Origin of the sequence: Fictibacillus sp. 26RED30, from assembly GCF_015903845.1 — a bacterium.
In the GTDB taxonomy this organism is placed as follows: domain Bacteria; phylum Bacillota; class Bacilli; order Bacillales; family Fictibacillaceae; genus Fictibacillus; species Fictibacillus phosphorivorans.
In genome coordinates this window covers 408,011-418,661 of sequence record NZ_JACZDV010000003.1, presented here as the reverse complement: position 1 = coordinate 418,661, position 10,651 = coordinate 408,011, and the positions used below count along the sequence as shown (strand labels likewise).

The window sequence follows — 10,651 nt, the reverse complement described above, 5'->3', positions numbered from 1 at the left end:
CTCTCAATATAATTTGGTTCAGTGATGATGGCAAAGAGGTCACACCCGTTCCCATACCGAACACGGAAGTTAAGCTCTTTAGCGCCGATGGTAGTTGGGGGTTTCCCCCTGTTAGAGTAGGACGTCGCTGAGCCAATACATATTCCACAGTAGCTCAGTGGTAGAGCTATCGGCTGTTAACCGATCGGTCGTAGGTTCGAGTCCTACCTGTGGAGCCATATTGGAGAGCTGTCCGAGAGGTCGAAGGAGCACGATTGGAAATCGTGTATACGGTCAACCCCGTATCAAGGGTTCGAATCCCTTGCTCTCCGCCAGATACATACTCTCTAGCTCAAAAATCTGGCCCGTTGGTCAAGCGGTTAAGACACCGCCCTTTCACGGCGGTAACACGGGTTCGAATCCCGTACGGGTCACCACTTATACATAACGATTTTAAATATGGAGGATTAGCTCAGCTGGGAGAGCACCTGCCTTACAAGCAGGGGGTCGGCGGTTCGAACCCGTCATCCTCCACCATAAACTTTTATATCATATTTATATCATCGCGGGGTGGAGCAGTCTGGTAGCTCGTCGGGCTCATAACCCGAAGGTCGCAGGTTCAAATCCTGTCCCCGCAACCAATTTTTTTTCATGGACAACGTCGAGATTACTTCTTGACCATGAAATATCTGTAGTGCCCTTAGGGTGCAACCAATTTTATTTCATAAATGGACTCGTGGTGTAGTGGTTAACATGCCTGCCTGTCACGCAGGAGATCGCCGGTTCGACCCCGGTCGGGTCCGCCATTTTTATTTAAACGGTGGCTTTACAACACCAAGATTTTTTTCTTGGCTCGATAGCTCAGTCGGTAGAGCAGAGGACTGAAAATCCTCGTGTCGGCGGTTCGATTCCGTCTCGAGCCACCATTTTTTTTGCCGGTTTAGCTCAATTGGTAGAGCAACTGACTTGTAATCAGTAGGTTGGGGGTTCAAGTCCTCTAGCCGGCACCAGTTTTTTCTTCCTGAATTGGAACAAAAAACTTATTGAAAAACAGGGTGATTATGTTTTATAATAAAACCTGTCTTCATTCGTGGAGGGGTAGCGAAGTGGCTAAACGCGGCGGACTGTAAATCCGCTCCCTCCGGGTTCGGCGGTTCGAATCCGTCCCCCTCCACCATCTTTTATTCCTTATATAGGGGCATAGTTTAAAGGTAGAACGAAGGTCTCCAAAACCTTTGGTGTGGGTTCGATTCCTACTGCCCCTGCCAATTTTAATACTGTGGCGGTCGTGGCGAAGTGGTTAACGCATCGGATTGTGGTTCCGACATTCGGGGGTTCGATTCCCCTCGTCCGCCCCATTTAAATTTTGGGCTATAGCCAAGCGGTAAGGCATCGCACTTTGACTGCGACATGCGTTGGTTCGAATCCAGCTAGCCCAGCCATTTTTATTTTTATAACATAAGATGATTTTAACAACATATTATAAGTTAATTAAATGTTTGCGGAAGTAGTTCAGTGGTAGAATACAACCTTGCCAAGGTTGGGGTCGCGGGTTCGAATCCCGTCTTCCGCTCCATTTTTGTTTTCTGGCGGCATAGCCAAGTGGTAAGGCACGGGTCTGCAAAACCCTTATCCCCCGGTTCGAATCCGGGTGCCGCCTCCATATATTCCAATTCAAAAGATTCAAATGCCGGTGTGGCGGAATTGGCAGACGCGCACGACTCAAAATCGTGTTCCTTCTGGAGTGTCGGTTCGACCCCGACCACCGGTACCATTTTACTTAACTTAACATTTAAACTTAAGACTTCTCACCTTTGTGGGGAGTTTTTTTATTTGCTTTTAAACTTTATACTTCAATTAACGATGAATATATTCAAGTTACGAAAGGGTACTGATCAATGAGAGATTTCTTCGATAAAATGAAAAATGATCTAGGCATTATTTTAAATGATGTTCAAAAGAATGCTGTTATGAAGACAGAAGGACCCCTTCTATTACTTGCTTCACCTGGTTCTGGAAAAACAACCACAGTCATTATGAGAATCGGTTATTTAATTATGGAAAAAGGAATACATCCTTCTCGTATAAAGGCTGTTACGTTCAGTAAGGCGTCAGCCAATGATATGAAAGAGCGTTTCGGAAAATTTTATCCTGATCTCCCTTCTGTGGACTTTTCGACCACTCATAGCTTTGCTTTTGAGGTAGTCAGGAATCATTATAGAAAGTTGGGTATCCCTTTTACAATTATAGAGGGTGATCACGATTCAGATGAAAAAGCAGGATCTGCAGGAAACTTTCAATACAACAAAAAACTTATGCTGAGGCATTTATTTAAGTCTGTTGTAGGGGAGAACATAACCGAGGATCAAATGGATGAGCTGACTACCTATATCAGTTACATTAAAAATAAGGTGATACCTATCGAACGGTGGTCAGAGGTTTCTTGTGATGTTTCGCAGGCTGAAGAGATATTTAAACAATATGAAGAACTCAAGCGTTCTGATCCGCATCATGTATTGTTAGACTTTGATGATATGCTCACGATGAGTAACGACATATTAGAAAAGGATAAGAAGTTGCTAAGTCACTATCAAAACCGATACGACTATTTCTTAACGGATGAAAGTCAGGATACGTCGCTTGTGCAGCATTCCATTATAGAAAAAATGGTTTCTACTCATAGAAATTTATGTGTTGTGGCCGATGATGACCAATCCATCTATAGCTGGAGAGGTGCTGAGCCTTCCTATTTACTTAAATTTAAGGAAAAGTACAGTGATGCATCTATTTTGTTTATGGAGCAGAACTATCGCTCATCTGAGGAAATTGTTAACGTTGCTAATTCGTTCATTAAAAGAAATAAAAATAGATATGAAAAAAATATGTTCACTCAAAATCCTTCGCAGCAACCGATTGAAGTGAAACATCTCGTGAATTTTAAGGAACAATCAAAATACTTGGTCCAGGAACTTAATGACGATGTTCATATAAAAGAAATCGCCATCTTATATCGAAATAATTCGTCATCCATTGGTTTGATGAATGATTTTGATCGTGCAGGAATTCCTTTTTATATGAAAGATGCCGATAATCGTTTCTTTTCACATTGGGTGGTTCAAGATATATTGAATTTTATGCGTATGGCCTTTACCGATAAGCGGCCAGACATTTTAGAAAAAATTCATTTGAAGTTTAATGGTTATATAACCAAGCAACAGATGCTAGCTTTAAAGCAATTGAACAATAACGATTCTGTATTTGATAATCTGCTAAATCATGTGAAATTGCAGGATTATCAAGTTAAACTTCTGAAGACAAGTAAAGAAACGTTTAAAGAAATGAAAAATATAAAGCCTCTTGGAGCTATACGAGTGATCAGAGATAGATTAGGTTACGACAAGGCAATTGAAAAGATCAGTAAGAGCCTTGGCTTTCGAATGGATTATTTAGTGGGCATCTTAAACACACTAGAAGAAATTGCAACAGATCTTAAAAGCCTAGAGGAATTTGCTAAACGACTGAAGCATCTTGAAGTCGTTTTGAAGACTGCAAAAAGGAAAAAGGGGCATGACGCTATAACACTTTCCACCTTTCATAGTGCTAAAGGGCTCGAATTTGAGAAAGTGTATATGATTGATGTAGTGGATGGGATCATACCATCTAAAGAAGATTGCACGGACCATCTATTGTTAGAAGAAGCAGCTCGGTTATTTTACGTAGGGATGACTCGTGCCAAGAAACAATTAACCTTAGTTACGTATCCATATCGAGATGGGAAAAAAGTTGAAGAGTCTGTGTTTGTTACGGATGTAAAAAACATATTAGATCCGACAAGATTGATGAAATCTGAACCCATAAAAAAGCAAGTGAAAAAGATAAATGGCGTTCCTTACAATCCGAATAGTATTAAAAAGAAGGAAGAATTACAAGTTGGTCTCACCATTACTCACCGTGTATTTGGACCTGGAGAAATAACTGAGCTCAGTGAAGAATTCGTGACGTTAACCTTTCAATCCAAAGAAAAGAAATTATCAATCAGCACCTGTTTAGATATGGGACTATTAGAGCCGTTGATTCACACTTAATATACATTTATTTATCTAATCTTACATTATAACAGGACTTACTACCTTATTATTATTTAATATTTTACAATTTTCTGATAAATAAGAAGGATTTATTCTTGTCTCTTTCGAATAATACATTCTAGTAGAAGTGAATACCTGTTCATTTTTACAGAATGTATTTATTTTTGGGGAGAACGGGGGTAAAGGGATGAACGCTTTTCGTTTGTTTATGGCAGAAATGGCGAAGTTGGCAGGTAAAAAGGGTCTGCTGATCTCAGTCATTGCCGCGTTGCTTGTACCGGTCGTCTATGGTGGTATACTTCTATCACCAAAATGGGGACCGTATGACAACTTGTCGAACTTGCCTGTTGCGGTAGTCAACAAGGACAAGGGTGCATTATCGGACGATGAACCGATCAATGTAGGGAAGGATCTAGTAGCAGACTTAAAGAAAGGAAAAGATCTCGGGTGGGAATTTGTAAGTGCTGAGGAGGCTAAAGAAGGCCTTGATAGTCTGGAATATTATATGGTTATCGAGATTCCTGAGGATTTCTCACAAAGAGTAACAACCGTTTTAAGCGATAATCCAGAGAAGCTTCAACTTACGTATATTCAAAACGAAGGATTAAACTTCATGGCAGCTCAAGTGACAAGAAGTGCGACCGAAAAGCTAAGAGAAAAACTAGGGGATAAGATTACAGAGAAGTATGCTAACAATATGTTTGCCAGCCTCGGTGATGTATCTGAAGGATTTCAATCAGCTGCAGATGGATCTGCAAAATTAAATACAGGGATGACAGATCTTCGTGATGGAACAAACACACTTTTGCAATCGCTTACAAATAAAGCTGCTGACATTTCAAAGCTAGCAAGTGGAGCAAAAGAACTTCAAAATGGTGTCGGACAAATGGCAAGCTCTCTTTCAGCGAAACAGCCGGATATTAGTAAACTAGCTAACGGTTCATCGCAACTAAGTGCTGGTACGAAAGAACTGCTTTCGTCCCTTCAATCTAAATCAGGTGATATTTCGAAGCTCGCGGCAGGCTCAGCTGCAGCGAATGAAGGAACAGGACTTTTATTACAAAATTTAAAAGATAAACAATCAGGAGTTAAAGACTTAGCGGCAGGTGCGAGACAACTTGGAGACAGCATACCGCAACTAAAAGCAGGAACCACGGGAATCTTAACAGGGCTAAAAGGTGTTCAAACAGCGATCAAGAATGAAATCGCTCCTGGAACACAACAGATCTCGCAAGGTGTTGCTCAAGTGGCAGATGAATCTGCAAAGCTAGGTGCAGGGCTGCAAGGATTATCAAGTGATCTAAAGGCATACTTAGAGCAACACCCTGAACTTGCAAATGATTCAGCTTTCATGACGATCTATGGTAAGAGCCAAGCTATTACGGCTGCTGCAACTGATCCTGCAAAAGCACAAAAGCTCCAGGCACTAGGTCAAGGAGCTGCAAAAATAGCAGGAGCCTTCACGACAAATGCTGAACCTAATCCAAAGTCTGTGGCTGATGGGGTAAACCAGCTAGTTGCCGGCCAAACGTCAGTGGATAACGGGGTTGCGACATTAAGTCAAAAGGTGCCTCTGCTTCAACAAGGGACAGCGTCTATCGAGAGTGGCTGGAACACGATGGTAGGTAAGGTAGGAGAGCTGCACGCAGGAACTTCGCAGATTGCAGCAGGAAACCAATCGGTCAACACAGGTTGGACATCTCTTACGAATGGAGCATCACAGCTTAATGATGGTGCAACTCAAGTATCAGCTGGTAACTCTTCTGTAGAAAAAGGGTGGCGTGATCTGACATCCGGTGCAACAAAGATTAACGCTGGTATGTCACAAGTTAGTGACGGAAATGCAACAGTTGAAAAAGGCTGGGGCGACTTAACGGAAGGTGTTACAAAATTAAATGATGGTGCAGGGAAATTAAATGATGGTAGTAACGAGCTATCATCTGGCCTTAAGGATGGTGCCGAAAAAACAGGAGCGATTAAAGCGGCAGATGATAAGAATTTGAGCATGTTTTCTTCTCCTGTTGAATTGAAGAGTGAAACGGTTAATAAATATCCACTCTATCGTGATTCAACAGCTCCTTATGTTCTTTCATTAGCGTTGTTTGTGGGCATCTTAATCATGTCTATGTTCATCAACTTTAAGAAGCCTGAAGGAATTTCAGCATTCTCTTGGTTCGGTGCTAAATTCATGAACCTAGGTGCACTTGCTGTTGTACAGGCATTACTTCTTTCAACAGTCGTTTTACTTGTCTTAAATGTGAAGACTGGAAACCCACTGGGCTTTATAACTTTTGCGGTTTTTGTAAGTTTAGTATTTACAGGAATTGTCTTATTGTTTGCGTCGTTAGGAAACATCGGACGTTTTATTGCGTTCGCTTTAGTGATCTTACAGCTTTCAACGACGGGTGCTAACTTGCCGATCGATATGCTGCCAGAGAACCTGCGTGCATTAAGTGAATTCTTGCCGTTCACGTATTCAATAGCAGGGTTTAAAGCATTGATCTCGTTAGATAGCACAAGTTCTGCTTTTTCAAATGTGGGTGTGTTGTTCATCTATCTATTAAGTTTTAGTTTATTGTCGATCGCAGTCTATATGTTTTCAAAAACAAAAAGCCAACCGAAAAATCTAGATTTAGCTGGCTGATAAACATTTCATAGTGTTATAAAAAGTTCCTGGCACACTTTGCCGGGAACTTTTTTTGAATCTTCTTCTTGTACACTGAATATGTAGGTGTAAAGGAGGTTATTTCTCTGATGTATAGAGACCGGCGTGCCACAGTCTGCCTGATTTTAATTACCGTCTCCTTCGTTTCAATCCTCTTTATTACGGCTGATATTTTTCACTACATGCATATGATTAATGGGCTGATGATTAGGCTTTTTGAATCTTTTCGCTTGTTAGTGGTCATGATCATCCTTTTTGTATTTTCTATACTTGTATTATTTCGATATTTATAGATAGGATAATATTCCCCTTTTTTAAGGGGTTTTTATTTTTATGAAAAAGCATATTGTTTTTTCAAGAAAATAAAATAGTTCCAAAGCCATACATATCTCATCAAAAGGGGGAGATTTTATGAAGTGGGAATTATCGATGTTTAAGAAGAAGTGGGTCTACCTTAGCTTACTGGCGCTGGTTTTAGTAGCAATTACCGCTTTTTCAGCGCACGCAATAGGTTACAACAAAGCTTCTGTTCTTCTCAAAGATAAAAAAGTTGTAGCAGGTGAAATTGATGGTGAGATCAAAGAATGGAAGAAAGAGTTAGAAAGTATAGAAGAAAACGTTGAAGCGATGGAAGAAGAGGAAAGCAGTAAACAAGCTGAATTGGATGGGCTTCAAATACGGTTTGATGAAGTTACTGAGATGGTAGGCCAAAAAGAAGCGATTCAAAAAGAAGTGGATGAGTTAGGTACTCAAGTAAATGCAAAGAAAGATGAATTGAAAAAACTTAGCGGGGAGATCGCAAATAAACAAAATGAACTTGATACATTAAATAAAGGCATTCTAATTAAGAAGAAGGAGCCACGAACATTAGTAGCCGGCGTTTTTATAGTGGGTAAAGACATAGCTCCAGGGAGATATAAAGTAGAGCCCGTTAATGGATTTGGAAATTACTTTGTGAACGGAGGAAGTAAAGTCAATATCATCTTAGGCAGAGGAGATGATTTATTTCTTCCAGAATATGTGTTTGAATTGGATGAAGGGGACGAGATTGAAGCAACATTGTCTGTGAGATATACGTTAGTAGAGTAATAAAGAAGTTAGGCAGGTGAATTTTTTAAAGGAAGTTTAAAAGAACTTGTCATAAATGTCCTACTTGCTGCTTATATATAGAACAAGTTAGTTGTAGGTTTTAATGCAGGGCTTCGTTGATCCAATGAAGCCCTGCATTTTTTTGTTTTATAAAGCGCAATTATTATATATTGACGAGTTTGCCTATTTTATTGAAACTTTTACACGATATATTCACCAATTTCCCCATTATATTGACGAGTTTGCATGCTATATCGACGAGTCTACATCATTCGACATCAGCTGTATTTAATAATAACTTGTAGCCAAATGAGCTTTTCGTATTTAAACAACTGTTTAAATCACCTGAATCTCAGCACTCCCACCATTCACTTGAGTGAACATCTTGGCCATAGATTCCAAGAGTTCATGAGCTTCACTCTTATCCATAGATGGCTGCAGGTACACGATATGCAGCGCATTCTTAACACTCTCATCCACCATCGTGCGCTTAGAATCAACGATTGGGCTGCCAAAGGCACCAACCTCGTCTTTAGACAGTAACTTGCCTTCCATATTCATCTCACGTCCGTTTAATCCTTCATAGGTATCTTCAGCGTCACCAAGATCAATCTGCACGTCACCTTGAATCTTATCTAGGTTATAAAGACCGATCGGTATCCCAAATCGAATAGAGAAGAAGTTGTTTACATCGACGCCAGAGTTGATCGGGGGTAGGTCCTTGCCGCTTAACACCCGTCGCAACAATGCTTCTGAAGCGGGACGATATCGGGAAGGATCAATTGCTAATGACTTGAACACTTTTCGATATTCTGTGACACCAGGGTAATCGGCAGCATTTCTTTCTTCAAGTCGCAAGGATTCTGTAAATAGCTGGAACCTGCCTTTAATCATTTGCGGTGATTCGCTAATCGCGATATTATGGTATGTAATTGTGCCTATTTTAAAATTCGGGACAAGTTCGTTTAGTTTAGGATTAATTGTGATCATCATGTAACCCCGTTTCTTATTTATGTAATTGTAGTTTATCATAATTGTGGAAAATAAATGTAAAGGAGGGATATGCGTGACAAGTGCCCAGTTGAAGGAAGAGATCGTTGCATATAGTAAAGAAATCGGAATCGACAAAATTGGTTTTGCACATGCTGATGTATTTGCTGAGCTCAAAGAACGTCTCCGATTACAGCAAGACCTTAACTATCAATCAGGATTCGAAGAAAGTGATATTGAAAAAAGAACAGAGCCTGATCGGCTTTTGTCGGGAGCTTCCAGTATTATTTCGATCGCTCTTGCATATCCCTCCAAGATGAAAGATGCTCCCAGAAGTGTTCGAGGAGAGCGGAGAGGAATTTTTTGCAGAGCATCATGGGGTAAAGATTACCACCATATATTAAGAGAAAAGCTCTCATTACTAGAAGCTTTTATTATAGAAAAAATTCCAGGTGCCACTGTGAAATCGATGGTAGATACAGGAGAACTGTCTGATCGTGCTGTAGCTGAAAGGGCGGGGATCGGATGGAGTGCCAAAAACTGTGCGATCATGTCTCCGGAGTTTGGATCTTATATGTATCTCGGAGAAATGATTACAAACATCTCGTTTCCTGCAGACACTCCAATGGAAGATCAGTGCGGTTCGTGTAACAAATGTGTCGATGCATGTCCGACTAATGCTCTTGTACAGGGAGGACAGCTTGATTCGTCCAAATGTATCGCCTTTTTGACGCAAACGAAAGGATTCCTGCCTGATCAGTATAGAGATAAGCTCGGTAACCGTTTATATGGATGCGATACGTGTCAGACAGTTTGCCCTGAAAATAAGGGAAAAGATTTTCATCATCATGTGGAAATGGAACCTGACCCAGAGATTGCAAAACCTCTTTTAAAGCCATTGTTGTCGATGAGCAATAGAGAGTTCAAAGAAAAATTCGTCCATGTTTCGGGTAGCTGGAGAGGGAAAAAGCCTATTCAGCGAAATGCGATTATCGCTTTAGCTCATTTTAAAGATGAAAGTGCAATTTCAGATTTAGTTACGTTGCTCCATACTGATCCTCGACCAGTAATAAGAGGAACTGCAGCATGGGCCATTGGTAAGATTAGCGGGAAAGATGCGGAATTGGAACTATTATCTGCAAAAGAGCGTGAAAAAGACGATTTGGTCACGTTAGAGATTGAAAAGGGACTGAAAATGGTCCGAAATCAAGAAATTTAGTAATCGCATATGTTTGAAGTGTCCGATATAGTAAGGTCAAGTAATGAAAAGAAGGGATAATTATGTGTCAGATTAAAACGTTACTCTATTACGAAGAAATGGAAAGCGTAATCGGACCGTTAACAATCATTGCAACAGAGAACGGAATCTGCCGTCTCGATTTTGGTTCAATGGAGGATAACCTTCCAACTTTACGTTCATGGATGGCGAAACATTTTATTAAGGGAGAACTTATACACTCTCCAGAACGATTGGATGATGCCGTTCAACAACTGCACGCTTACTTTGCAGGCAACCTGCATGAGTTTAGCGTGAACTATGATTTATTTGGTACCGCTTTTCAAAAAAAGGTATGGAACCAGCTTACGAGTATTCCTTATGGTGTAACTTGTTCGTATAAGGAAGTGGCTCAAGGCATTGGTGCACCTAAGGCTGTTCGAGCTGTAGGCAGCGCGAACAACCAAAATCCCGTACCTGTTTTTATTCCATGCCACCGAGTGATTGGAAGTAATGGAGCACTTGTAGGCTATGGTGGGGGATTAGATAAAAAAGAAATATTGTTATCGATCGAACAGAATAGCTGCAAGAAGACATCCTAGAGAGCCCTTAAAGGGTTCTTTT

The 10,651-nt window shown here is 40.6% G+C and carries 6 protein-coding genes, 15 tRNA genes and 1 rRNA gene; 21 read left to right on the top strand and 1 reads right to left on the bottom strand.

All coding sequences use genetic code 11. From position 1 onward, the window contains the following. Positions 1-17: 17 nt before the first annotated feature. The 19 genes from rrf to IHV11_RS17990 all read left to right on the top strand — a co-directional run bounded on the left by rrf (position 18) and on the right by IHV11_RS17990 (position 7,821). Positions 18-133: ribosomal RNA gene (gene rrf, locus IHV11_RS18080) — 5S ribosomal RNA — on the top strand. Positions 134-143: 10 nt separating this feature from the next. Beyond that, positions 144-218: transfer RNA gene (locus tag IHV11_RS18075), tRNA-Asn, on the top strand. 4 nt (positions 219-222) lie between these two features. Then, positions 223-314: transfer RNA gene (locus IHV11_RS18070), tRNA-Ser, on the top strand. Between the two features lie 27 nt (positions 315-341). Further along, a tRNA-Glu gene (locus IHV11_RS18065) sits at positions 342-416 on the top strand. Between the two features lie 24 nt (positions 417-440). Next, positions 441-516: transfer RNA gene (locus IHV11_RS18060), tRNA-Val, on the top strand. Positions 517-543: 27 nt separating this feature from the next. Continuing rightward, a tRNA-Met gene (locus IHV11_RS18055) sits at positions 544-620 on the top strand. 89 nt (positions 621-709) lie between these two features. Then, positions 710-785, top strand: a tRNA-Asp gene (locus tag IHV11_RS18050). A 44-nt stretch (positions 786-829) separates the two neighbouring features. Next, a tRNA-Phe gene (locus IHV11_RS18045) sits at positions 830-905 on the top strand. Positions 906-913: 8 nt separating this feature from the next. Then, positions 914-989 (top strand) — tRNA-Thr (locus tag IHV11_RS18040). A gap of 82 nt (positions 990-1,071) precedes the next feature. Beyond that, a tRNA-Tyr gene (locus tag IHV11_RS18035) sits at positions 1,072-1,156 on the top strand. Between the two features lie 17 nt (positions 1,157-1,173). Further along, positions 1,174-1,247 (top strand) — tRNA-Trp (locus IHV11_RS18030). A gap of 14 nt (positions 1,248-1,261) precedes the next feature. After that, positions 1,262-1,337 (top strand) — tRNA-His (locus tag IHV11_RS18025). 9 nt (positions 1,338-1,346) lie between these two features. Then, positions 1,347-1,421, top strand: a tRNA-Gln gene (locus IHV11_RS18020). A 59-nt stretch (positions 1,422-1,480) separates the two neighbouring features. After that, a tRNA-Gly gene (locus tag IHV11_RS18015) sits at positions 1,481-1,555 on the top strand. A gap of 12 nt (positions 1,556-1,567) precedes the next feature. Continuing rightward, positions 1,568-1,642 (top strand) — tRNA-Cys (locus tag IHV11_RS18010). A gap of 26 nt (positions 1,643-1,668) precedes the next feature. Further along, positions 1,669-1,753, top strand: a tRNA-Leu gene (locus tag IHV11_RS18005). 124 nt (positions 1,754-1,877) lie between these two features. Further along, positions 1,878-4,064 (top strand): ATP-dependent helicase, encoded by a 2,187-nt coding sequence (locus IHV11_RS18000; RefSeq protein WP_197195751.1) that lies wholly within the window; start codon positions 1,878-1,880, stop codon positions 4,062-4,064. A gap of 190 nt (positions 4,065-4,254) precedes the next feature. Next, on the top strand, positions 4,255-6,711 hold the full coding sequence (locus tag IHV11_RS17995) for a YhgE/Pip domain-containing protein (protein WP_197195750.1): 2,457 nt from the start codon (positions 4,255-4,257) through the stop codon (positions 6,709-6,711). A gap of 432 nt (positions 6,712-7,143) precedes the next feature. Beyond that, positions 7,144-7,821 carry a coiled-coil domain-containing protein gene (locus IHV11_RS17990; RefSeq protein ID WP_197195749.1) on the top strand — a complete coding sequence of 226 codons (678 nt, stop codon included), beginning with the start codon at positions 7,144-7,146 and terminating at the stop codon, positions 7,819-7,821. A gap of 336 nt (positions 7,822-8,157) precedes the next feature. On the opposite strand, the gene IHV11_RS17985 is transcribed toward IHV11_RS17990, so the two are convergent. Then, the gene (locus IHV11_RS17985) at positions 8,158-8,814 is read right to left on the bottom strand and encodes a B3/B4 domain-containing protein (protein WP_197195748.1); all 657 of its coding nucleotides are present in this window, start codon (positions 8,812-8,814) and stop codon (positions 8,158-8,160) included. 73 nt (positions 8,815-8,887) lie between these two features. Between IHV11_RS17985 and queG the strand changes: the two genes are divergently transcribed. Both queG and IHV11_RS17975 read left to right on the top strand, forming a co-directional pair. Further along, positions 8,888-10,030, top strand: a complete 1,143-nt coding sequence (gene queG, locus IHV11_RS17980; protein ID WP_197195747.1) for a tRNA epoxyqueuosine(34) reductase QueG — start codon at positions 8,888-8,890, stop codon at positions 10,028-10,030. Between the two features lie 62 nt (positions 10,031-10,092). Next, the gene (locus IHV11_RS17975; protein ID WP_066391224.1) at positions 10,093-10,629 is read left to right on the top strand and encodes a methylated-DNA--[protein]-cysteine S-methyltransferase; all 537 of its coding nucleotides are present in this window, start codon (positions 10,093-10,095) and stop codon (positions 10,627-10,629) included. The last annotated feature ends 22 nt before the right edge of the window (positions 10,630-10,651 follow it).

What these genes read in the sequence shown, in the direction of transcription:
- IHV11_RS17985 (WP_197195748.1), bottom strand. Translation starts at nt 8,814, where the DNA reads ATGATGATCACAATTAATCCTAAACTAAACGAACTTGTCCCGAATTTT.
- IHV11_RS17990 (WP_197195749.1), top strand. Translation starts at nt 7,144, where the DNA reads ATGAAGTGGGAATTATCGATGTTTAAGAAGAAGTGGGTCTACCTTAGC.
- IHV11_RS17975 (WP_066391224.1), top strand. Translation starts at nt 10,093, where the DNA reads ATGTGTCAGATTAAAACGTTACTCTATTACGAAGAAATGGAAAGCGTA.
- IHV11_RS17995 (WP_197195750.1), top strand. Translation starts at nt 4,255, where the DNA reads ATGAACGCTTTTCGTTTGTTTATGGCAGAAATGGCGAAGTTGGCAGGT.
- IHV11_RS18000 (WP_197195751.1), top strand. Translation starts at nt 1,878, where the DNA reads ATGAGAGATTTCTTCGATAAAATGAAAAATGATCTAGGCATTATTTTA.